The sequence below is a fragment of the Bradyrhizobium sp. TM239 genome (assembly GCF_036247985.1).
Lineage (GTDB): Bacteria > Pseudomonadota > Alphaproteobacteria > Rhizobiales > Xanthobacteraceae > Bradyrhizobium > Bradyrhizobium ottawaense.
Map to the genome: position 1 here is coordinate 183,984 of NZ_BTIR01000011.1, position 20,158 is coordinate 204,141.

23 protein-coding genes are annotated in these 20,158 nt (G+C 64.5%); 11 read left to right on the top strand and 12 right to left on the bottom strand.

All coding sequences use genetic code 11. The annotated features are described in order from the left end of the window. The first annotated feature begins 36 nt into the window (after positions 1 to 36). A complete protein-coding gene (locus AABA84_RS19280; RefSeq protein WP_212244123.1) occupies positions 37 to 297 on the top strand; it encodes a hypothetical protein in 261 nt (86 codons plus the stop codon). A 6-nt stretch (positions 298 to 303) separates the two neighbouring features. Here the strand turns inward: AABA84_RS19280 and AABA84_RS19285 are convergent, their stop codons facing one another. From AABA84_RS19285 to mtgA, 3 genes are all read right to left on the bottom strand, one after another. Beyond that, positions 304 to 948 (bottom strand): hypothetical protein, encoded by a 645-nt coding sequence (locus AABA84_RS19285; protein WP_338312778.1) that lies wholly within the window; start codon positions 946 to 948, stop codon positions 304 to 306. 143 nt (positions 949 to 1,091) lie between these two features. Then, complete coding sequence (gene rpmF, locus AABA84_RS19290; protein ID WP_007598106.1) at positions 1,092 to 1,274, bottom strand: 50S ribosomal protein L32; 183 nt, start codon at positions 1,272 to 1,274, stop codon at positions 1,092 to 1,094. Positions 1,275 to 1,442: 168 nt separating this feature from the next. Next, a complete protein-coding gene (gene mtgA / locus AABA84_RS19295) occupies positions 1,443 to 2,117 on the bottom strand; it encodes a monofunctional biosynthetic peptidoglycan transglycosylase (RefSeq protein ID WP_338312779.1) in 675 nt (224 codons plus the stop codon). 161 nt (positions 2,118 to 2,278) lie between these two features. Here mtgA and AABA84_RS19300 point away from each other — a divergent pair, with 161 nt between their 5' ends. Together AABA84_RS19300 and AABA84_RS19305 are read left to right on the top strand one after the other, a co-directional pair. Then, positions 2,279 to 3,202, top strand: coding sequence for a polyprenyl synthetase family protein (locus tag AABA84_RS19300; RefSeq protein WP_097668290.1), 924 nt, complete (start codon positions 2,279 to 2,281; stop codon positions 3,200 to 3,202). A 9-nt stretch (positions 3,203 to 3,211) separates the two neighbouring features. Next, positions 3,212 to 3,904, top strand: coding sequence for a DUF1345 domain-containing protein (locus AABA84_RS19305; RefSeq protein ID WP_338312780.1), 693 nt, complete (start codon positions 3,212 to 3,214; stop codon positions 3,902 to 3,904). Between the two features lie 45 nt (positions 3,905 to 3,949). Here the strand turns inward: AABA84_RS19305 and AABA84_RS19310 are convergent, their stop codons facing one another. Together AABA84_RS19310 and AABA84_RS19315 are read right to left on the bottom strand one after the other, a co-directional pair. Beyond that, a complete protein-coding gene (locus AABA84_RS19310) occupies positions 3,950 to 5,797 on the bottom strand; it encodes a caspase family protein (RefSeq protein WP_338306064.1) in 1,848 nt (615 codons plus the stop codon). A gap of 162 nt (positions 5,798 to 5,959) precedes the next feature. Continuing rightward, entirely contained in the window at positions 5,960 to 6,388 is a 429-nt protein-coding gene (locus tag AABA84_RS19315; protein WP_338306065.1) for a GFA family protein, read from the bottom strand. A gap of 95 nt (positions 6,389 to 6,483) precedes the next feature. Between AABA84_RS19315 and AABA84_RS19320 the strand changes: the two genes are divergently transcribed. The 3 genes from AABA84_RS19320 to AABA84_RS19330 all read left to right on the top strand — a co-directional run bounded on the left by AABA84_RS19320 (position 6,484) and on the right by AABA84_RS19330 (position 9,554). Beyond that, positions 6,484 to 6,858 carry a nuclear transport factor 2 family protein gene (locus AABA84_RS19320; protein ID WP_212243760.1) on the top strand — a complete coding sequence of 125 codons (375 nt, stop codon included), beginning with the start codon at positions 6,484 to 6,486 and terminating at the stop codon, positions 6,856 to 6,858. A 170-nt stretch (positions 6,859 to 7,028) separates the two neighbouring features. Further along, positions 7,029 to 7,898, top strand: coding sequence for a class A beta-lactamase (gene bla / locus AABA84_RS19325; protein ID WP_338312781.1), 870 nt, complete (start codon positions 7,029 to 7,031; stop codon positions 7,896 to 7,898). Between the two features lie 48 nt (positions 7,899 to 7,946). Next, entirely contained in the window at positions 7,947 to 9,554 is a 1,608-nt protein-coding gene (locus tag AABA84_RS19330; RefSeq protein ID WP_212243757.1) for a Na+/H+ antiporter, read from the top strand. 151 nt (positions 9,555 to 9,705) lie between these two features. Here AABA84_RS19330 and AABA84_RS19335 read toward each other — a convergent pair whose 3' ends face one another. The 3 genes from AABA84_RS19335 to AABA84_RS19345 all read right to left on the bottom strand — a co-directional run bounded on the left by AABA84_RS19335 (position 9,706) and on the right by AABA84_RS19345 (position 11,782). Continuing rightward, positions 9,706 to 10,521, bottom strand: coding sequence for an N-acetylmuramoyl-L-alanine amidase (locus tag AABA84_RS19335; RefSeq protein ID WP_338312782.1), 816 nt, complete (start codon positions 10,519 to 10,521; stop codon positions 9,706 to 9,708). A gap of 3 nt (positions 10,522 to 10,524) precedes the next feature. Continuing rightward, positions 10,525 to 10,689, bottom strand: a complete 165-nt coding sequence (locus AABA84_RS19340; protein ID WP_338312783.1) for a hypothetical protein — start codon at positions 10,687 to 10,689, stop codon at positions 10,525 to 10,527. Between the two features lie 196 nt (positions 10,690 to 10,885). Then, positions 10,886 to 11,782, bottom strand: coding sequence for a TauD/TfdA dioxygenase family protein (locus AABA84_RS19345; RefSeq protein WP_338312784.1), 897 nt, complete (start codon positions 11,780 to 11,782; stop codon positions 10,886 to 10,888). Positions 11,783 to 11,916: 134 nt separating this feature from the next. Here AABA84_RS19345 and AABA84_RS19350 point away from each other — a divergent pair, with 134 nt between their 5' ends. Further along, the gene (locus AABA84_RS19350; RefSeq protein WP_212243754.1) at positions 11,917 to 12,306 is read left to right on the top strand and encodes a DUF7662 domain-containing protein; all 390 of its coding nucleotides are present in this window, start codon (positions 11,917 to 11,919) and stop codon (positions 12,304 to 12,306) included. Then, complete coding sequence (locus AABA84_RS19355; RefSeq protein ID WP_212243753.1) at positions 12,299 to 12,721, top strand: type II toxin-antitoxin system VapC family toxin; 423 nt, start codon at positions 12,299 to 12,301, stop codon at positions 12,719 to 12,721. The genes AABA84_RS19350 and AABA84_RS19355 overlap by 8 nt, the downstream gene beginning before the upstream one ends. A 10-nt stretch (positions 12,722 to 12,731) precedes the next feature. Here the strand turns inward: AABA84_RS19355 and ispG are convergent, their stop codons facing one another. From ispG to AABA84_RS19370, 3 genes are read right to left on the bottom strand one after another with little or no spacing between them, the layout of a single operon-like run. Beyond that, positions 12,732 to 14,015: a flavodoxin-dependent (E)-4-hydroxy-3-methylbut-2-enyl-diphosphate synthase gene (gene ispG / locus AABA84_RS19360; RefSeq protein WP_338312785.1), complete on the bottom strand. Its 1,284-nt coding sequence runs from the start codon at positions 14,013 to 14,015 to the stop codon at positions 12,732 to 12,734. 12 nt (positions 14,016 to 14,027) lie between these two features. Next, a complete protein-coding gene (locus AABA84_RS19365; protein WP_338313013.1) occupies positions 14,028 to 14,981 on the bottom strand; it encodes a DMT family transporter in 954 nt (317 codons plus the stop codon). Between the two features lie 35 nt (positions 14,982 to 15,016). Further along, complete coding sequence (locus tag AABA84_RS19370) at positions 15,017 to 15,511, bottom strand: Fur family transcriptional regulator (protein ID WP_212243748.1); 495 nt, start codon at positions 15,509 to 15,511, stop codon at positions 15,017 to 15,019. 155 nt (positions 15,512 to 15,666) lie between these two features. Between AABA84_RS19370 and AABA84_RS19375 the strand changes: the two genes are divergently transcribed. Genes AABA84_RS19375 through AABA84_RS19385 form a run of 3 tightly spaced genes read left to right on the top strand, consistent with a single transcriptional unit; the run spans position 15,667 to position 18,879 of the window. Further along, on the top strand, positions 15,667 to 16,149 hold the full coding sequence (locus AABA84_RS19375) for a MarR family winged helix-turn-helix transcriptional regulator (protein WP_212243746.1): 483 nt from the start codon (positions 15,667 to 15,669) through the stop codon (positions 16,147 to 16,149). Further along, positions 16,142 to 17,305 carry an HlyD family secretion protein gene (locus AABA84_RS19380; RefSeq protein WP_338312786.1) on the top strand — a complete coding sequence of 388 codons (1,164 nt, stop codon included), beginning with the start codon at positions 16,142 to 16,144 and terminating at the stop codon, positions 17,303 to 17,305. The genes AABA84_RS19375 and AABA84_RS19380 overlap by 8 nt, the downstream gene beginning before the upstream one ends. A 17-nt stretch (positions 17,306 to 17,322) precedes the next feature. Beyond that, positions 17,323 to 18,879: an MDR family MFS transporter gene (locus tag AABA84_RS19385; RefSeq protein WP_338312787.1), complete on the top strand. Its 1,557-nt coding sequence runs from the start codon at positions 17,323 to 17,325 to the stop codon at positions 18,877 to 18,879. A gap of 175 nt (positions 18,880 to 19,054) precedes the next feature. Here the strand turns inward: AABA84_RS19385 and AABA84_RS19390 are convergent, their stop codons facing one another. Next, a complete protein-coding gene (locus AABA84_RS19390) occupies positions 19,055 to 20,149 on the bottom strand; it encodes a phosphotransferase (RefSeq protein ID WP_338312788.1) in 1,095 nt (364 codons plus the stop codon). Positions 20,150 to 20,158: the final 9 nt, after the last annotated feature.

Below are 20,158 nucleotides of genomic sequence, written 5' to 3' on the forward strand. Positions count from 1 at the left end.
AACGCGACAGGCTCTGCCGGATCAACGGTGATGGCGATGTTGAGTACCGATCGATCGGACGCGGCGGACAACGGCACGGGCACGGCCCTGGTGCCGGTGCTTCCGATTTTGCAATGGGTCCACAAGACGCCGTTGCCGCGCCCCGATCCGAGCTTCGTCGCCCAGCTGATCGCGAATGCCGAACATCTGCCCCAGGCGAGCCGGCTGCGTCGCGCCTCTTCCGAAGATGCGCAGACGGCCTATGGCGGCAAGCGCCCGCTGCAGAGCGTCAGCGCGCGCACGCGGCAGGTGGCTTGAGATCGATCAGCGCGGCGGCGTGTCGGGGGACGGAGACGTGCCGTCGCCCGGCTGCAAATGCGGCGAGGGGACTTCCGGCGAGGGCGTGCTCTGCACCGGCTTCGGCGCGGGAGGATCCATCAGCACGGATTCGGCGACCGACTGTGCCGAGGGCGCGGGCGGTGCTGCGAGCGGCGAGGACACCGGCTCGAACTTGGGCTCGGCCACGGTATCTCCCGCCGGAGCTTCCACCTGACGCTTGGCCTTGCGTGGCGCCGGCACCGTTGTCTCGGCGACATAGGTGACGCGGCGGCGCGTGCGCTGGGCAATGCCGCCGAGGAAATCCGCCATCGCGAGCAGCACCAGCAGGAAAAAGATCGAGTTGCCGAATTTGGGCCACATCACGAATTCGGCAGCGGCCGCGCCGAACAGGATCAGTGACAGCAGATGATCCATCAGGAATTTCGAGCCGGGCCGCGCGCCCTTAACCACTTCGAGCAGCAGCAGCACGATACCGAGCGCCAGCATCACGTCGGCGAGCGTGACCGGCCAGGTCTCGCCTGACACCATCGGCACCTTGAACAGCACATCCGTGAAGGACACGCTCGGCATCAGGAAGGCGATGATGTTGTAGACCGCGAGCGGAATCAGAAGCAGCGGGAAACCGACCATCGGCGAAATGCCTTCTCGATCAAGATATCCAGACAGGACAATGCGGCGGCGAAGCATTAGCTCCGCCGCCGTCACTGTCATATCTCATGGGTTGGCCGAAATCAGGCAGGCCCGATTATCCTGCCTGGAGAAAGGTCCTTAACTCAGGACTCTTTCTTCTTCAGGACCTGACGGCCCTTGTACATGCCGGTCTTGAGGTCGAGATGGTGCGGACGACGGAGCTCGCCAGAGTCCTTGTCTTCCACATAGGTCGGCTTCTTGATGGCGTCTGCCGAGCGGCGCATGCCACGGCGCGACGGCGAGGTTTTTCTTCTCGGAACGGCCATTTCAATATCCTCTAGGGATTGGTGTTATCAGGGCATCGTCCGCGAGGGACGGCTCAGCACCCGCAATCCGAGGCGAGCTGAATGCCGATCAAGGCCGCGCTTATAGAGGAAGGCTGGCCGCAAAGCTAGGCTCTTGGGCCGGAAAATACGCTCGGAAAGGGCCCAAAATCAGCGATTTTCCCGCCAGCAGGTCGCAAGCGAAGAGGCCTGCGCCCTTGCCACATAGGTCCCGGCCAGCCGCCGGACGCCCGGACCGGGGGTTTTGGCGCTGCGTTTGACCGGATTCGGCAGGATCGAGGCCAGAAGGGCCGCCTCCCGGGGGGAGAGGCCGGCGGCCGATTTGCCGAAGGCATAGGCGCTGGCCGCCCCCACCCCGAACTGGCCCTGCGGGCCGAGCTCGGCGATGTTGAGGTAAATCTCCAGGATCCGCGACTTGGGCAGGACGAGATCGATCCAGAGCGCCAGCGGGAATTCGAGTGCCTTGCGGACGAAATCCCGGCCCTGCCAGAGGAACAGATTCTTCGCGACCTGCTGGGTGATCGTGGAGGCGCCCCGGAACGGCATACCATCCTCCTGCGCGTCGTCGATCGCCTCGCGTAGCGCGCCCCAATCGATGCCGTGATGCTTGCAGAAATGGGCATCCTCGGCTGCAACCACCGATCGCGGCAGCGAGGGCGACATCGCCGCCAGATCGATCCATTCCCGCTGCATCGGCGCGCCGCGAAGCGAGCGCCACGCCATCAGCGTCGAAACCGGATGGCCGGTGCGGTAGAACGGCGCGATCACATAGGGCGCGAGAATGACGACCGCGAGCGCTACCAGCAGGATTTTGACGATGCGCAAATCGACCTTTCCGGCACGGAACGAAACGCGGCCACGGCTCTCCCCATTAAGTCTGTGATAATCCGGGCCTTTTCCAGCACTTTTTAGGCCTTCCAAACGATTGACTGGGGCGGGCGCATAAAGGATTGTCCCGCCGAATTTTAGTTCTGGAGCCCTTCTTGATGACCGGCACGTCCCCGTCCGATTTCGCCAAGCGTCTGGACAAGACCGCTGATGACACCGAGGCCCTGCTCGGGCGCCTGTTGTCGGACGACATCCTGCACGATGAGATCGCCCGGCCCAAGCGACTGATGGACGCAATGCGCTATTCGAGCCTGAACGGCGGCAAGCGTCTGCGCCCGTTCCTGGTGGTCGAGAGCGCGGCTGTGTTCGGTGTTCCCCGTGAAGCCGCGCTGCTCGTCGGCGCCGCGCTCGAATGCATCCACTGCTATTCGCTGATCCATGACGATCTGCCCGCAATGGACAATTCCGACCTGCGCCGCGGTCGCCCGACCCTGCACAAGCAGACCGACGACGCCACCGCGATCCTCGCCGGCGACGGCCTCTTGACGCTCGCCTTCGACATCGTCACCCGCGACGAGATCCATCGCGACGCCAATGTGCGGCTACTGCTGACGCGCGCGCTGGCGCGCTGCGCCGGCATCGGCGGCATGGTCGGCGGCCAGATCCTCGATCTCGCCGGCGAAGGCCGCTTCGGCGGCAACGAGCCGATCGACGTCGCCCGCATTCAGCAGATGAAGACCGGCGCACTGCTGCGTTACGGCTGCATCGCCGGCGCGATCCTCGGCCAGGCCACGAAAAAGGAATATCAGGCGCTCGACGATTACGGCCGCGCGCTCGGCGAAGCCTTCCAGATCGCCGACGATCTGCTCGACGTCGAAGGCGATGCGGCTGCGCTCGGCAAGCCGGCCGGCGCCGATGCCGCACTCGGCAAGACCACCTTCGTCACCCAGCTCGGCATCGAAGGCGCCAAGCAGCGCGTGCGCGACCTGCTCGCGCGGGCCGACAGCGCGGTCTCGATCTTCGGTGAGCGCGCCGCCGTGCTGCAAGCGGCCGCGCGCTTCGTCGCCGAGCGGAAGAGCTGACACGCATCGATGGCGGCCGAGGGCAAAGAAGACCCCGTCCTCGCCCGCTTCCGCCAGATGTCGCGGCCGATGCGGCTGATCTATGCGCGGCCGCGGACATTCATCGCGCTCGCGGCTGGCGTCCTGGTCTGCCTGCTCTTGCCGGGCTCACACCGGCTGGTGACACGGCTCCTGTTCGGCTGGGATGCACTGATCGCGGTCTATCTCGTGCTGGTCTACGCAATGATGCTTTGCAACGACCATCAGCACATCCGCCGCGCCGCCGCGATGCAGGACGACGGCCGCTTCGTGATCCTGCTGGTGACGGCGATCGGCGCCTTCGCCAGCATCGCCGCGATCGTCTCGGAGCTCGGCACACCGCACCGGGGCGTGTTGGAGCTGACCATCGCAATCAGCACCATCGCGCTGTCATGGGCCGCCGTGCACACGACCTTCGCGCTGCATTACGCGCATGATTATTATCGGAGCGCCAAGCCGGGCGGCCTGCAGTTTCCGAGCGGCGACAAGGAAGACCACGCCGACTATTGGGACTTCGTCTATTTCTCGTTCGTGATCGGCATGACCGCGCAGGTCTCCGACGTCGGCATTACCGACAAGACGATCCGCCGCACGGCCACGGCGCACGGGATCGTGTCGTTCATCTACAACACGGCCTTGCTGGCACTGACGGTCAACATCGCGGCGAGTGCGATTGCGACCTGACGTCGTCCCGGCCTTTTGGGACGACGATCTGGATCATGCGCACCCTCAACGACACACTTCGGCATTGGCGTCGTTGCCGGGGCCGCCGCCGCCGCGATATTCGAGGTGACAACCGCGGCTGACCGGGCGGCAGCCAGTGCTATTGCAGATGACTTGCCCGCCACCTGCGGCGCGACCGGCGCCCGTGGCAGCCGCAATGCCGGCTGCGGCACCAAGGCCGTCCGCAGCTCCGACAGCCGCACCGCCGGCCTGGCGACGCTGCCGCGCCGGACGATCCTCGCTGTCGTCGCGCCGCGAGGTTGCGGGCTTGGAAGCTGCGGGCTTGGAAGCCGTGGGCTTGGCGGCGCGCTTCTTCTCGCACTCATTGTCGTCGTTCAGCGCATAACCGTCGCCGCAGACGATCCTGGTGCACTTGTCGCCATCGGCCTTGAAGCCGTGCTCGCAGACCAGCGGGCAGACGCGCGACGGCTTGGCCTTGACCGCATCCAGCGCGTCAGTGCTCGCTACCTTCACGTCGAGCTTGGTGCCGGCATAGCGGTTGAACTGCGACAGCGAGCGTTGCGAGGACGTACTCCAAGTGCCATCGGCAGCGCCCGAGAAGCAGCCAACGCGGCCGAGCTCGGTCTGCACCGAGCGGCTGAGATCGGCCGGCGCGGTCGCCGGCGTCAGCGTGGCAACGTTGGTGCCTGCAGGGCTCGCCGTGCTGGCCGGCGCCGCGCTCGGGGCCGCAGCGGCGAGGTTGACGCGCTGCTGCTCGGCGGCAGCTGCCTGCTGCTGCGCCTGCTCCTTGGCCTTCTGCGCAGCGAGCTGCGCCTGCTCGGCGGCCTTCGCATCGGCCGCGGCCTTGGCCTGTGCATCCTTCTGCGCGCCAAGCGCGGCGAGACGATCACGTTCCGCCTCGGCCTGTTTCGCCTTCTCGGTGGCAGCCGCATGGGCCTGCTCGGCACCAATTTTCTCGACCTGAAGCTTGGCGAGGCTGGCATAGAAGCCATCGGGATGCTGGGCGAGGAAGGCGGCCCACGCCGCCTTGTTACCGACCTGGAGGGCGAGCTCGTAATCGCGGCGGATGTCGGCCTGCGGGTTCGGTGCAGGCGCAACCGTTGCTGCGGCCGTCACCTTGACCGGAACCAGCGGCACGTCCTCACCACCGAGCGAGCCGTAGACGAACGGCTCCTGTTTGTTACCGGTCGACTTGAGCACGTCGTCGCGCACGAAGCCGAAGGCGCGGCGGACGTCGAGGCCCGGCGTCGTCAGATGCTTCGACAGCGCGACCGTAAAGGGACTGTTGGCCCCGTCGCCGTCCTGGGCGGTGAAGCCGGCCTTCGCCGAATAGGCGATCAGCGTGTTGGGGCTGGTCGGCTCGACCTGGGCAAGCCCCCGGCCGATACCGCGCGCGGCCACCGTGCGCTTCATGGTCTTGCCGAACGGATTATCGCGGCAGGCGTCCAGGATCACCAGCCGAAGCTGTTTTGCCGGTTCGACGGCGACCAGGACGCGGTCGAGCGAGAGCGCCTCGTCGTAGACGTCGGTGTCGCGCTCGAGCTTGGCGTCGACGGGGATCAGATAATTCGAGCCCTCGACCTCGATGCCGTGACCGGCATAATAGACCACGGCGATGTCCGCATTGCGGGTCGCATCGGCAAACTCGCGCAGCACGCGCCGCGTATCCAGGGCCGACAGGTCGTGGCGGAAATCGACGCTGCTGAAACCGGCCTCCTTCAGCGTCTTCGCCATCACGGCACCGTCGTTGACGGGATTGGCGAGCGACGGCGCGTGCTGATAGGCCGAGTTGGCGATCACCAGCGCGACGCGGTTGCCGGCAAAGGCGGGATCCGTGCCGAACAGCAGCACGGCGGCGAGGAGGAGCGGGCAGAGTCTGAGCAGGTTGCGCATGACACAACTTCCGAAGTTCGGGACGTTTCGGTCCCCTTTGGACCGCTTTAGCAGGATCCGGTGCCGGCGCTTGTGATGGAGGTCACCAAGGCCGCTCCGGCGACAGCCCGAAGGACCCCCTTTGTTTGTCGCGCCAGCGCGGTCGTGGTTCGCCGAATTCCCTTAGGCATCACCGATATGCCCCCGATATTGCGGCAGATTGTCCGTAATGTCGTGCCAGGGCGCCTTCGAGGCCACGAAGATATGGGCATTCGGCCGGATCGAGGGGGCATCAACCAGGGTTCCCATGGCGACATGGACCCATTGTCCTTCACGCACCCGGGAATAAAGCAGCGAGCCGCACCGGGCACAATGGGCGTCATGGGTGGTGTCGTCGCCGAAAATCATCCGCAGATCCCCTCCCCGGACGATGCGAAGCTTGTCCTGCGCGATGCCGGCGAACGGCTTGAAGGCGGAGCCGGTGGTGCGACGGCAGTTCGAGCAGTGGCAGTTCATCGCATAGGAGAACGCGTCGACCACCTCAAAGCGCACGGCGCGGCAGTAGCATTCGCCGATCAGGATACGAGCGTTCGAAGTTTCTGATCCGGTCATTCCAACACCCTCGCGCTATTAGCGAGAGACACCCATAGCGCATTTCGACGTGTACGACTAAGTTCCGCCCAAGCCATCATTCAAAGGGATGACCCATGAGCCAGAACCGTTCGAGTGTCGAAGCCGTCGTGCAATCCTATTTCGACGGGCTCTACGAGGGCGACGCCGAGAAGCTCGGCACCATCTTCCATCCCTCCGCTGACTTGCGCTGGGTCGAGAAGGGCGAGCTCCAGGTCCTGACCGTGCCCGACTGGCTCGACCGCGTCCGCAAGCGCGCCTCCGCCAAGGCCGAAGGCAAGCCGCGCGAGGATTTCATCGTCACCATCGACCGTTCGGACGACAAGACCGCCTTCATCAAGGTCCGTTGCCAACTGCCTCCGCGTTTCTTCACCGATTATCTGGTGGCGATGAAGCTCGCCGACGGCTGGCAGATCGTGTCGAAGTCGTATCGGTATGACCTGAAGGAGTGAGGAGACAAAGCCTTCCACTGTCCGACTTGGGAGGCACTCTCTTCTTCTCTTCGTCAGTACGAGCCCAACTCTCGCCACACGTCATTGCGAGGAGATCTTGCGACGAAGCAATGACGGCGCAAATAGCGCGTCCATTTCAACCCCACCTCCGGCTCCCCTGAAAGCCTGCGATGCCTCTCGACCGCCGTTCCCTGCTCGCCTCGCTCGCCTGGATGGCCGCGTCTCCGGCGCTTGCCGCGGAGGCGCCGCCCGAACTCGAATCCTATGAGCGCGAGAGCGGTGGTCGGATCGGGGTCTATGCAGAGAACCTCGCGACCGGCAAGAAGCTGGCCTGGCGCGCCGACGAGCGCTTCGTCATGTGCTCGACCTTCAAGGCCTCGCTCGCGGCTTGCGTGCTGGCCCGGGTCGATCGCGGCGAGGAGCAGCTTGCGGCCATGATCGCTTACGGCAAGGCCGACCTCTTGGACTACGCACCGGTTGCCAAACAGAATCTTGCGGCCGGCGCGATGTCGGTCGCCGACATGTGCAAGGCGATCGTCGAGCTCAGCGACAATACCTGCGCCAATCTGCTGCTGGCGCGGATCGGCGGCCCCGCCACGCTCACCGCCTTCTGGCGATCGCTCGGCGACGGCATTTCGCGGCTCGACCACAACGAGCCCGAGCTGAACCGTTCGCCGCCCGGCGATCCCCATGACACCACGACCCCAGCGGCGATGGCCGGCAATCTGCGGCGTCTGGTTACGGCTGAGGCGCTGTCGCCGGCCTCGCGTGCCCTGCTCACGGACTGGATGGTGAACTGCAAGACCGGTGCGAACCGGCTGCGCGGCGGCCTGCCCGCAGGCTGGACCATCGGCGACAAGACCGGCAACAACGGCAAGGATGCCTCGGGCGATATCGCGGTGGTCTGGCCCAAGTTCGACAACAAGCCCGGGGCGCCGATCCTGATCGCGGCCTATACCCAGGGCGGCACGCCGAATGCGGCGCAGATCGAAGCCGCCTTTGCACGCATCGGGCGGATGGTGGCCGAGCGGCTGGCGTAAGCCGCGCGCATTGACGGAGCAGTCGCTTCCGGGTCAAGACAGGCCATCATGGAAGCGAAGTTTCAGACCTTTCTCATCCTGCTCGCCGTACTGGCAAGCGTGGCGCTGGCCGCGCGCCGCTTCAACGTCGCCCCTGCCATCCTGCTGATGCTGGCCGGCGTCGGCCTCGCCTTCGTGCCCGGCATGCCTCCGGTGGAATTGCCGCCGGAACTGGTGCTGCTGATGGTGCTGCCGCCTTTGATCTACTCGGCGAGCGTCGCCATGAGCTGGCGCGAATTCAAGAACAATTTGCGCCCGATCGTGCTGCTCGCGGTCGGCGCGGTGATCTTCACCGCAGCAATGGTGGCGGCCGCCACGCACTATCTGATCGGCCTGCCCTGGACCATCGGCTTCCTGCTCGGGGCCATCGTCGCGCCGCCCGACGTGGTGGCTCCGCTCGCGATCGCACGCCGGCTCAACATGCCGCGCCGGCTCCTGGTCATCCTGGAGGGCGAAGGGCTCGCCAATGATGCCACTGCGCTGATCTTGTACCGCTTCGCGCTGGCCGCCATCATGGTCGGGCATTTCTCGCTGCCGCTCGCGGCCGGAGAATTCCTCCTCATCGTCGCCAGCGAGATCGCCTTCGGTATCGGCGTCGGCTGGCTCTCCCTTCGCTTCCGCAAATGGTCCGGGGATCCGCAGGTCGAGCTGACGCTGTCGCTGATCACCCCCTACGTGTCCTACTGGCTGCCCGAGCATCTCGGCGGCTCCGGGGTGATCGCGACGGTGGCCTGCGGTCTCTATGTGAGCTGGAACGGCCCGTTGCTGATCTCGTCGGCAACACGTCTGCAGGGCATCTTCTTCTGGGACCTCGTGATCTACCTGATCGAGGGCCTGCTGTTCCTGCTCACCGGCTTCCAGATGCGCGCGCTCTACGAGAAGTCGAAGGCATTCCCGCTCGACGACATTCTGATCGCGACTGCCGTGGTCGTGGTGATCGTCGTGGTCGCGCGCTTCGCCTGGCTCTATCCCGCAACCTATCTGCCGCGGATACTCAGCAGGTCGTTGCGCGCGCGCGATCCGTCGCCGCCCTGGCAATGGCCGTTCGTGCTTGCCTTCACCGGCGTGCGCGGCGCGGTGTCGCTGGCGGCGGCGCTGGCGCTGCCGTTCACGCTGCCCGACGGCGAGGCGTTTCCGTATCGCGACCTGATCCTGTTCGTGGCCTTCGGCGTCATCTTCGTCACGCTGATCGGCGTCGGGCTGACACTGCCGCCGGTAGTGCGGTGGCTCGGCGTCGCCGAGGCCGGCCGTAACGAGCATGCCGCCGAGCACGAGGCCGAGATCGCCGCACGCCGCCAGGCGCTCGATGCAGCACTGAAATCACTCGACGCGCTGACCGAGCAGAAGGACGTTTCCGACGAGGTCATGCGGCTGCTGCGCGCCCGCCACGACATCCGTGTCAACCAGCTGCCTGATTCACTCGATCCCACCCACCACGACGTCTCCGCCGCCGGCACCGCCCTGACCCGCGACCTCATTGCCGCCGAACGAAAATTCATCCACGATCTCCTGCGCGACGGCCAGATCACCGACGAGACGCGGCGGCGGATCGAGCGCGATCTGGATCTGGAGGAAGCCAGCCTGGCGAACCGGGAGTATCGGCGGACGCCGCTGTAGACAGCCCGTCATTGCGAGGAGCGCTTGCGACGAAGCAATCCAGACTGCCGCCGCGGAAAGATTCTGGATTGCTTCGCGGAGCTTGTCATCGGGCCACGCTACGCGCGGATCCGGTGGCTCGCAATGACGGCTATTGAAGCAGCGGAGCAATCTACCGCCTTGCGCAAAAGTCTCCTATTGCCGCCGCCACGGCCGCGGCAATCGTCTCATGCCGCTCCGGCGAGTTCATCATCATCTCCTCGTCGCGGTTGATGATGGAGCCGGCCTCGAGCAGCACTGCGGCACTGCTTGTCCGCGAGAGGACGACGAGCCCGTCATAGCGGTAGACGCCGAAATCCTTGTCGAGCAACTGGCGCCGGTAACGGCCCATCAGCGGCAAGGTGTACTGGCTGGCATAGCGCAGGCCTTGCTCTTTCAACTGTCTGCCGATCATCCGGGCCAGCATCAGGCTGGTGGCGAAGTGCGAATTCTGCTGCGACACGAACAGCGAGTGGCCCGAAAAGCGGTCGCTGAAATAGCTCTTTGCGCCGTCGAATTCCCACGTCTCAAGCAGCTTGTCCGGCACCGAATCGTGATGGATCGACAGGAAGAGATCGGCCCGGCCGTCATTAGCGGCACTGACCCGCTTGAACAGGCTCGGCCGCGCCTTGCCGTCCGTGACGAGCAGGCGGGTTGCCGCAAAGCCGTCGGACTTGAGCTTGGCCGTGATGCGTTTTGCAAGAACGAAATTGAAGCCGAACTCCGGATCGTTGCGCGCGCTGAGTGCGCCGTAGGAGTCCGGCGTATGCCCGACATCCACGACGATCCGGAATTTCGGCATCTCACATTTGGCAGATGATTGCGGCTGCTTCGGCCCGACCTTCGCAACCTTTCGCGCAGCAGCGGCCTCACTGCGACTGGCGGACGCAAGCGACGACAACAGGATCGCGGCGACCAGTCCGGCGAAGATGTTGCGCGATTGCCCCAAGCGTTACTCCGCTGCCGCGATGCGTGGCCGGCCAACGAAGCCCGCGACATCGCCGAATCGTTCCGGCATCTCGGCTGGCAGATCCTTGGTATTGCCGGTGACGCAGGCGCCTAAGCGCAGATGCGAGGACGGCAGCAGCGCCATTTCAAGCTCGGGCATGCGGAGCATGGCTGATCCTCCCGATCTGTTTCGGGAAGATTGGCGCGAGAGTGCGAGGACGTCAACGCAAGAACGGCTGGCGTGTCCCGGCCGCGTCGCGGCATGAAATGACGCGACGCAGAGCCGGGACCCGGTCTGGCCGCAAAATGGGCCCCGGCTAGCGCGTCACTACGTGCTTGCGCTACGTCCGGGGCACGAGAGCAGCCTAAACCGGCCTCTCCCCCTTCACCGTCACCCGCGTGCCCGAGCGCGTATGCGGCCAGTAGTCCCACATCGCACGGTGCTGGGTGCAGCGGTTGTCCCAGAACGCGATCGCGTTCTCGGTCCAGCGGAAGCGGCACTGGAATAGCGGGTTTTCGGCGTGCTGGTAGAGATAGGTCAGCATCGCATCGCTCTCGTCGCGCGGGATGCTGTTGATGTGGCGGGTGAAGCCGCGGTTGACGTAGAGCGCCTTCTTAGCCGTGACCGGATGCGTGCGCACCACGGGATGCTCGGCGTGCGGATAGGAGGGGCGGTCGGCGACACCATAGTTCGCGTAGAGCCCGCGATAGATCGGCTCGCCGTCATGCAGCGCCGTGAGCCCATCGAGGTAGGCCTTCATGCGGTCCGACAGTGCCTCATAGGCCGCATACATGTTGGCGAACAGCGTGTCGCCGCCACGTGGCGGACATTGCTTGATGTAGAGGATCGAGCCCATCGGCGGCTCGAGATCGCAGGACACGTCGGAATGCCAGCCCTCGCCGTTGGCGCGCGGCGAGTTCTTGTCGGCGTAGATCTTCATCAACGCAGGGTCTTCGTCCTCATGCGGCGCGGCGGGATGGATATGCAGCTCGCCGAATTTGCGGCCGAAGGCGAGATGCTGCTGCGGCGTGATCTGCTGGTCGCGGAAGAAGATGACGAGGTTTTCGGCGAGCGCACGGTGGATCTCGTCCATCTGCCGGTTGGAGCGGGCATCGCCATCGACGAGCGAACCGATGTCGACGCCGGAGATTTCCGCACCGATGATGGGTGTGAGCTTTTCAACCGCGATCGTCTCGTAAGGTGCGCCGTCCTCGGCCGCGTGGCGGTAGCGCGGACCCTGCTTGCCGGCGAGTGAGCTCATGGCGTGTCTCCCGATCGTTGTTAGTTGGAGACATCGTAGGCCCTGAGAGGGCGGACGCAAAGAGTGGGAGCCTCGATTGACGATTGACACACTTATGAAGCTTTAGTAGTGTTTTCGTCTATGGAGCCTTTGCGATGGGCAAATACGATCGACTCGGTGAATTTCTGAAGTCCCAACGGACCAAGGAAATCCCCATGACCTTCGCCGAAATCGAGCGGGTCATCGGAGACAAGCTCCCCCCTAACTCACCTCAATATCCGGCTTGGTGGAGCAACAATCCGACGAACAACGTCATGACCAAGGTATGGCTGGCCGCTGGATTTCGGACTGAACAGGTCGATACGAAAGCCCGCAAGGTCGTGTTTCGGCGGGTTGAGCCGAGTTCCGCGGAGCCGCCGCCCTCGCGCGCCAAGAAGACTGGCCGCCATCCGCTATTCGGCGCACTCAAAGGATTGGCACATATCCCGTCGGGCGTGGACTTGACGGAGCCGGCAGACCCCGATTGGGGCAAAGTCTATGAGTGAGCCAGCGCCGCTCTTGCTCGATACGCATGCCGCGATTTGGATTGTTGAGGACAAGCCCATCGCCTCGGAAGCAAAGGAAGCGATCGAGGCCGCCTATCGGGCAGGAACCGCAATCTTCGTGTCCGCGATTACCGCATGGGAAATAGGCTTGCTCGTTGCACGCAACCGGCTGGGCCTTTCCACAAGACCAGAGCGCTGGTTTCAGCGATTGCTTGCCGTCGAAGGAATACGGCTTGCCGAACTCACGCCCGATATCTTGATCGCGTCGTCATTCCTGCCGGGTGAACCGCCACGCGACCCCGCGGATCGAATCATCATTGCGACCGCTCGCGATCTTGGCGCGAGCGTGATTACGCGGGATGGCCTGCTGCTCAGATATGGTGAGACAGGCCAAGTCAGCACGATTACATGCTGACCTGAAGAAACTACTCCGCCGCGGTCACCGGCACCTTGGCGCCCTGGCCGTAACGCTGCTCGATGTAGTCGATCACCAGCGCCTTGAAGTCGGCGGAGATGGTCGGCCCGCGCAGGGTGCGGAACTTCTTGCCGTCGACGAACACGGGCGCGGCCGGCGCTTCGCCGGTGCCGGGCAGCGAGATGCCGATATTGGCGTGCTTGGATTCGCCGGGGCCGTTGACGATGCAGCCCATCACCGCAACGTTGAGCTCTTCGACGCCGGGATATTTCGTCTTCCAGGTCGGCATCTCGTCGCGGATGAAATCCTGGATCGAGCGGGCCAGTTCCTGGAACGTGGTCGAGGTGGTGCGGCCGCAGCCGGGGCACGCTGCAACCAGCGGCACGAAGGTGCGGAAGCCCATGGTCTGCAGCAGCTCCTGGCCGACCTGCACCTCGCGGGTGCGATCGCCGCCGGGCTCCGGCGTCAGCGAGATGCGGATGGTGTCGCCGATGCCCTGCTGCAGCAGGATGCCCAGCGCGGCTGAGGAGGCGACGATACCCTTGGTGCCCATGCCGGCTTCGGTGAGACCGAGATGGATGGCGTAGTCGGAACGCGACGCGAGATCCTGATACACGGCGATGAGATCCTGCACCGCCGAGACCTTTGCGGAGAGGATGATGCGATCCTTGGGCATGCCGAGCTCTTCGGCGCGCGCGGCCGAGAGCAGCGCGGACTGCACCATGGCCTCGCGCGTCACCGCGCGGACGTCGCGCGGATTGGCCGAGGCGGCGTTCTCGTCCATCAGCTTGGTCAGCAGCTCCTGGTCGAGCGATCCCCAATTGGCGCCGATGCGGACCGGCTTGTTGTTCTTGTTGGCGATCTCGATGATGTCGGCGAACTGGGTGTCGCGCTTGTCCTTGAAGCCGACATTGCCGGGATTAATGCGGTACTTGGCGAGCGCCTCGGCGCAGGCCGGATAGGCCGCGAGCAGCTTGTGGCCGATATAGTGGAAGTCGCCGATCAGCGGCGTGGTGATACCGCGCTTGGCGAGGCCGTCGCGAATGTGCGGAACGGCGGCCGCGGCTTCCTCGCGGTCCACGGTGATGCGGACCATTTCGGAGCCGGCGCGCGCGAGCGCTGCGACCTGGGCAATGGTACCGTCGATGTCGGCGGTGTCGGTGTTGGTCATCGACTGCACGACGATCGGCGCACCGCCGCCGACGGCGACGTCACCGACCTTGACCTGGGTGGTATGATGGCGCGGCGCAGGCCCCGCGATGTCGGAATCGATGGTGGTTTCGGGCTTGTTCATGGGGTCCAAATATCAGGTTTTGGTGACGTTCAGCAATGCATCGCGCGGCGCCGTAGCGACTTGGCTCGGACGGTTAACCAGAAAAAGCCCAGCAATTACAAGGACGGCTGCCGCCCCGAAGGCCAGGCTTAGGGTGTCGTGCATGATGAAATAGCTACCCACCACGCCAAACAAAGGGGTGATGAAGGTAAAAGCCGACAATTTGCTGGCCGAGTAGGCCTTCACCAGGGCGAACCAAAGCGTGAACGTGGTTCCCACCACCCAGATCGCCTGGAAGGCCATCAGGCCGAGCGACAGCGGCGCCGGGGTGTGCGTGATGGTCTCGCCGAACAGCCAGGCCGCCAGCCCCAGGATCGGGATCGAGATCGCCACCTGATAACCCAGCGCCTTCTCGGGCGCGGCGAACCGCAACCTCGTGCCTTTGGCAACCAGTGTCGTCGCCGCCCACAGCGCGGCGCCACCGACGATCATGAGGTCGCCGAGCAGGACATGCGAATCGACATTGGGCTGCGGCACGCCGATCGCGAGGGCGACGCCGGCAAAGCTGATGGCAAGGCCCAGCCATTGCGAAGCGCCAAGCCGCTCGCCAAGCACCTGGTAGGACCCGAGCGCAACGAAGAACGGCGCAGTATAGAGGAACACCACCGCGCGCGAGGCTGAGGTAAGGCGCAGCCCCTGGAAGATCAGCACGAATTCGATGCCGAACATCAGCCCGGCAATCAGGCCCGGCTTCCAGGTGTCGTCGTTCTCGAAGAATTTGACGCCGCGAAGCGTGCCGATCAGGAACAGCACCGGCAGCGCGCCCGCCGACCGGATCGTGGCCTGCAGCATCGGCGGAATGTCCGGCAGCACCAGCTTCACCGCGATCTGGTTGAACCCCCAGGTCAGGCACAGCATGAGCATCAGGGCGATGGCGCCGGCACTGAGGGGACGTGCGGCGGAATTTATGGCTTGTGGTGAGGACATCTCTTCCCGATTACCGGCTTTGCGCCGTTGTTGCTTTATGCAGCTTTCTGACAATGGGTGCAGACGCCCGTGATCTCCACCACGGACAATTTAGGCGCAAAGCCCGAGCTGCGCGCCGCGGCATTGAGGTCCCCGGCGAAGGAGGCCGACGGAATCTCGCCGACCAGGCCGCAGCGCTCGCAGATCAGGAACGCCACCGCCGAGGTCGCATCGTGGTCGTGAGCGGCACAGGCAAGGTAGGCATTGCGGCTTTCGATGCGGTGCACGAGGCCGTTGGCCATCAGGAAATCGAGCGCGCGATAAACCGTGATCGGCGCCGGCCGCGACATCGATTTGGCAAGCTCGTCGATCACCTCATAGGCGCCGAGCGGGCGGTGGCTGGAGAGCAGCGCTGCCAGCACGTGGCGGCGGATCGGCGTGAATTTCTGCGCGCGTTGCTCGCAGACCTCCTCGGCATGCGCCAGCGCGTCCGCGGTGCAGCGGCCATGATCGTGATCGGGCGCGGGAAATGCCGGCTTTGCGAGGGTCATGCGGCCATCTTCTAGCATTTGGGCCCTGGAACCCAAAGCACGACCCTGCGAACTTCTGCCAGCCATGCTCGCGCTGCGGGACAGCATCCTGTTAATCGGCCATGGAATAATCATAAGCTTGCTTATTATATCCGAAGCTTATGGAGACCAAGCTTATGACCCGCGGGTCCGTCGACCAGAACTTCCTTTTCACGCTCGGTGAGCTCTACCGCCTCTTGCGCGTCTATGCCGACAAGGAGGCATCGCGGTTCGGCATCACCCGCGCGCAATGGGCGGTGCTGGCCAAGGTCGAGCGCAGCGAGGGCATGAAGCAGTCGGAACTCGCCGAGCTGCTCGAGATGCAGCCGATCACGCTGACCCGCTTGATCGACAAGCTCTGCGACAGCGACTGGATCGAGCGCCGCAACGATCCTTCAGACCGCCGCGTCAAGCGGCTGTATCTGAAGAAGGCTGGCCGGCAATTGCTGGGCCGGATGAGCGGGCTGAAGTCCGAGCTGACGGCCAACGCGCTCGACAGCATCACGCCGGCGGACGCCCATCGTCTCCTGACCCAGCTCGAAACCATCAAGGAAAACGTGCGTACCGCGATCCAGACCAGCGGCGCGGAACAGGCGCGCAAGGAGCAGCGCTATGGCTGATCAAGTCCTCAAGTTCCAGCCCGAGCAGAAGACCGACGGCGGCAAACCCACCAAGAAAGCCGGCACCGATCCGCGCCGCCGCCTGGTCGCTGCCTTGCGGCGTTACCGCCGCTTCCTGCTCCTGGTCGTGCTGCCTGTCATCGCCGCCATCGGCGGCATCACCTTCTACCTGCATGGCGGCCGCTATGTCGGCACCGACGACGCCTATGTCGGCGCGCAGAAGGTGCTGGTGACGCCCGACATCTCCGGCAAGATCCAGAAGGTCGTCGTGAAGGAAGGCCAGTCCGTCAAGCAGGGCGACGAGCTGTTCGAGATCGACCCCGCTCCGTTTCGCCACGCAGTGGACGAAGCCAAGGCGCAGCTCGCGCAGGCCCGCACGACCTACGACAACCTCGTCGCCAACATCAAGATCTATGGCGACATGCTGGGCCTCGCCCAGCAAGGCATCGATTTGAAGCAGCGCGATGTCGAGCGCAAGCAGGCGCTGGTGAAGAACAATTACGGCTCGCAGCTCGATCTCGACAACGCCTCGAATGCGCTGGTCACCGCCGGCGCGCAGGCGCAATACATCAAGCAACAGCTCTCCAACGCCAAGACGCAGCTGCTCGGCGACCCCGAACTGCCGCTGGAGCAATTTCCGCCCTACGCCCAGGCGAAAGCCAAGCTGGACGATGCCCAGCGCAACCTCGACCATACCGTGCTGCGCGCGCCGATGGACGGCGTGGCGACGCAGGTCGAGCAGATCCAGCTCGGCCGCTATGTCGCCGCCGGCACGCCGGTGTTTTCCATCATCGACGTCGCCCACCCCTGGGTCGACGCCAATCCGAAGGAGAGCGACCTCACCCACGTCACCGAAGGCCAGCCCGTTACGCTCGAGGTCGACGCGTTCCCGAACCACGTCTTCAAGGGCAAGATCGGCTCGCTTTCGCCCGGCACCGGCGCGCAATTCGCGATCCTGCCGCCGCAGAACGCCACCGGCAATTTCGTCAAAGTGGTGCAGCGCGTGCCGATCAGGATCTATTTCGACGAGACCGACAGATATGTGCGGAAGCTGAAAGCCGGCATGAGCGTCTACGCCACCATCGACACCGGCCATCAGCGCTCGCTCGCCGGCCTGCTCGGCCTGTCGGCGACAGCGAGCCAGGATAAAGACTGAGCGCAAGGACTGATCCGATGTCCGGTTCCAATGCCAATTTGATGGTCCCCGGCCTACGCCGGAACATGGTGACAATCTGCGCCATGACCGCGACCATCATGCAGGCGCTGGACACCACCATCGCCAACGTTGCCCTGCCCTACATGCAGGGCACGCTGTCGGCCTCGCAGGACCAGATCAACTGGGTGCTGACCTCCTACATCGTCGCCGCCGCGATCATGACGGCGCCGGTGGGCTGGATCGCCAACCGCTTCGGCCGCAAGCGCATCTTCATCATCTGCTCGGCCGGCTTCACCATGGCCTCGGTGCTGTGCGGCCTCGCCCAGGACATCAACCAGATGGTGCTGTTCCGCCTGCTGCAAGGCGTGTTCGGCGCCGCCTTGGTGCCGTTGTCGCAATCGGTGATGCTCGACTATTACACGCTCCAGGAACGCGCCAAGGCGATGTCGATCTGGGGCATGGGCGTGATGATGGGTCCGATCATGGGTCCCTCGCTGGGCGCCTGGCTGACCGAGACCTATTCCTGGCACTGGGTGTTCTTCGTCAACCTGCCGTTCGGCTTCATCACCGTGCTCGGGCTGATCGTTTTCATGGACGAGACGGACAGGAATCTCAGCCTCAAATTCGACTGGTTCGGCTTCGCCGCGCTGGCGGTTGCGATCGGCTCGCTGCAGCTCGCGCTCGACCGCGGCGAGCAATTGGGCTGGCTGGAATCGAGCGAGATCGTGGCGGAGTTCATCGTCTCGGCGGTCGCCTTCTACTTCTTCCTTGCGCACTCCTTCACGACCTCGACGCCGTTCATCCGCTTCGCGCTGTTCCGGGATCGCAACTTCGTCACCGGTTGCATGTTCATGATCGTAATGGGGCTCGTGCTGTTCTCGACCATGGCGCTGGCCTCACCCTACATGCAGAACGTGATCGGCTATCCCATCATCACCGCCGGCTTGCTGCTGGCGAGCCGCGGCTTCGGCACCTTCTTCGCCATGATGCTGGTCGGCCGCATGATGCGTTATTTCGAGGCGCGCACGCTGATCATCACAGGCCTGACGCTGACCGCGGGCTCGCTGTTCCAGATGACCGGCTGGACCGATTTGACCCAGGTGCCGGAGATCGTCACCGTCAGCATCATCCAGGGCTTTGGCTTCGGCCTCGTCTTCGTGCCGCTCTCGACGGTGGCATTCCTGACGCTGTCGAACGATCTGCGGACCGACGGCACCGCGATGCTGACCTTGATGCGCAACGTGGCGAGCTCGGTCGGCATTTCCGTCGTCATCGCCGAGCTGACCCAGGGAACGCGGCGGACCTATGCGATCCTGTCCGAGCACATCAACCCGTTCAACCACGCGCTCCAGATGCCCAGCGTCAGCGGCATGATCAACCTGTCCACCGACGTCGGACGCGCCATGGCCGACAGGATGGTCAGCGTGCAGGCGCAGATCATCGCCTTCGCCTACGACTATCAGCTGGTGATGTTCTTCATCCTCTGCACCATCCCGCTCGCCTTGCTGATCGGCTCGACCAAGGCCACGCTGCGCAAGCAGGCGGCGGGACCGGAACATGCGGTGATGGAGTAAAGGCTCGGTCTCCCAATCTCCGCTGTCGTCCCGGACAAGCGAAGCGCAGATCCGGGATCCATAACCACAGGGAGACGCTTTGCGAAGACCCGGAGCTACCAGTCTCGCGCCAAACGTCTCCCTGTGGTTATGGGTCCCTGCGTTCGCAGGGACGACACCGAAATTGTGGCGCGATCTACCCCAACAACTCCTCACACCCCAGATCCTCGACCGCCGCAAATATCCGCTCCAGATTGTTCCACCAGATCACCGGAGGGATGTTGATGCTCCACTGCCAGACCGGCCTCGTGATCTGCCAAAGCACCGCCCAGCGGTAGTCGCGATCGAGCGCACCGCGCGTGTAGCCGCTGACACCGCACTGTATCAGCGTCTCGTGATAGAGATTGAGCAGCGAGCGTTCGAGCGCCTGCCGGCGCTCCGGATACCAATGCATTGCCATCATGTAGGCGAGGTCGTGGGTTGGAACGTTGATGCTCCACAGGTCGAAATCGAAGACGCGCACGGTATCGGCAACGCCTGCGCGCGGAAGCAGAAAATTCCAGACATGAGCATCGCCATGGGTGATGCTCAGATGACGGCGGGAATGGTAACGCTGAGAGAGCCGATCCGACTGATCGATAAGGCGTCGATAGAGGGGGCGCCGCTCCTCGCTGAGGCGGTCACCGAGAGAATCGGCGAAGCGATCGTAATGGTCCGCGAACATCTCCATGCGCTCCGCGCTGTCCTCAGGGCTCGCCCAGGTGCCGATGGTGTCGCCGAGGCTCGGATGGTCCCACCACGCCGCGTGCCAGCGTGCGAGCGTGGTCACGATCGCGATCGTCTGATCGCGCGATGGCGGCAGCGGCCAGGCTGCCGCGATGTCGTGGCTGTCCGTGAGGTCCTCGAGCAGGAGATGCCAGGTGAGGCTGTCCTCGTCGAAATGTCCGTCGAAGCAGCGGGGCACCAGTCCCGGCGGCATGCTCGGCGTCAGTTCCGTGTAATAGGCGACCTCCTGCCGACCGCCATTGGCAAGCTTCTCGGCGAACGCTGCGTTTGCCGTCTTCAGGATCAGCGATTGCGGGGCCCCGGCGGCCTCGCCGACATAGCGCAGGCCGAGACGCACGATATGTGACACGACGGTGTCGCGCTGATGCAGCACCTTCACCTCGCGCACGGCGCCGGCGTCGAGCACGCCGCCCCTGCGCAGCGCCGCCGTCAGTCGGGCTGGCTCAACGACATCAGGCAGTTGTGGAGGTGTCATGAAGTTCACGATGCCCCTGTCCCGCGCCATACTGCACGA

What these genes read in the sequence shown, in the direction of transcription:
- AABA84_RS19280 (WP_212244123.1), top strand. Translation starts at nt 37, where the DNA reads ATGTTGAGTACCGATCGATCGGACGCGGCGGACAACGGCACGGGCACG.
- AABA84_RS19285 (WP_338312778.1), bottom strand. Translation starts at nt 948, where the DNA reads ATGGTCGGTTTCCCGCTGCTTCTGATTCCGCTCGCGGTCTACAACATC.
- rpmF (WP_007598106.1), bottom strand. Translation starts at nt 1,274, where the DNA reads ATGGCCGTTCCGAGAAGAAAAACCTCGCCGTCGCGCCGTGGCATGCGC.
- AABA84_RS19300 (WP_097668290.1), top strand. Translation starts at nt 2,279, where the DNA reads ATGACCGGCACGTCCCCGTCCGATTTCGCCAAGCGTCTGGACAAGACC.
- AABA84_RS19305 (WP_338312780.1), top strand. Translation starts at nt 3,212, where the DNA reads ATGGCGGCCGAGGGCAAAGAAGACCCCGTCCTCGCCCGCTTCCGCCAG.
- AABA84_RS19310 (WP_338306064.1), bottom strand. Translation starts at nt 5,797, where the DNA reads ATGCGCAACCTGCTCAGACTCTGCCCGCTCCTCCTCGCCGCCGTGCTG.
- AABA84_RS19315 (WP_338306065.1), bottom strand. Translation starts at nt 6,388, where the DNA reads ATGACCGGATCAGAAACTTCGAACGCTCGTATCCTGATCGGCGAATGC.
- AABA84_RS19320 (WP_212243760.1), top strand. Translation starts at nt 6,484, where the DNA reads ATGAGCCAGAACCGTTCGAGTGTCGAAGCCGTCGTGCAATCCTATTTC.
- bla (WP_338312781.1), top strand. Translation starts at nt 7,029, where the DNA reads ATGCCTCTCGACCGCCGTTCCCTGCTCGCCTCGCTCGCCTGGATGGCC.
- AABA84_RS19330 (WP_212243757.1), top strand. Translation starts at nt 7,947, where the DNA reads ATGGAAGCGAAGTTTCAGACCTTTCTCATCCTGCTCGCCGTACTGGCA.
- AABA84_RS19340 (WP_338312783.1), bottom strand. Translation starts at nt 10,689, where the DNA reads ATGCTCCGCATGCCCGAGCTTGAAATGGCGCTGCTGCCGTCCTCGCAT.
- AABA84_RS19345 (WP_338312784.1), bottom strand. Translation starts at nt 11,782, where the DNA reads ATGAGCTCACTCGCCGGCAAGCAGGGTCCGCGCTACCGCCACGCGGCC.
- AABA84_RS19350 (WP_212243754.1), top strand. Translation starts at nt 11,917, where the DNA reads ATGGGCAAATACGATCGACTCGGTGAATTTCTGAAGTCCCAACGGACC.
- AABA84_RS19355 (WP_212243753.1), top strand. Translation starts at nt 12,299, where the DNA reads ATGAGTGAGCCAGCGCCGCTCTTGCTCGATACGCATGCCGCGATTTGG.
- ispG (WP_338312785.1), bottom strand. Translation starts at nt 14,015, where the DNA reads ATGAACAAGCCCGAAACCACCATCGATTCCGACATCGCGGGGCCTGCG.
- AABA84_RS19365 (WP_338313013.1), bottom strand. Translation starts at nt 14,981, where the DNA reads ATGTCCTCACCACAAGCCATAAATTCCGCCGCACGTCCCCTCAGTGCC.
- AABA84_RS19370 (WP_212243748.1), bottom strand. Translation starts at nt 15,511, where the DNA reads ATGACCCTCGCAAAGCCGGCATTTCCCGCGCCCGATCACGATCATGGC.
- AABA84_RS19375 (WP_212243746.1), top strand. Translation starts at nt 15,667, where the DNA reads ATGACCCGCGGGTCCGTCGACCAGAACTTCCTTTTCACGCTCGGTGAG.
- AABA84_RS19380 (WP_338312786.1), top strand. Translation starts at nt 16,142, where the DNA reads ATGGCTGATCAAGTCCTCAAGTTCCAGCCCGAGCAGAAGACCGACGGC.
- AABA84_RS19385 (WP_338312787.1), top strand. Translation starts at nt 17,323, where the DNA reads ATGTCCGGTTCCAATGCCAATTTGATGGTCCCCGGCCTACGCCGGAAC.
- AABA84_RS19390 (WP_338312788.1), bottom strand. Translation starts at nt 20,149, where the DNA reads ATGGCGCGGGACAGGGGCATCGTGAACTTCATGACACCTCCACAACTG.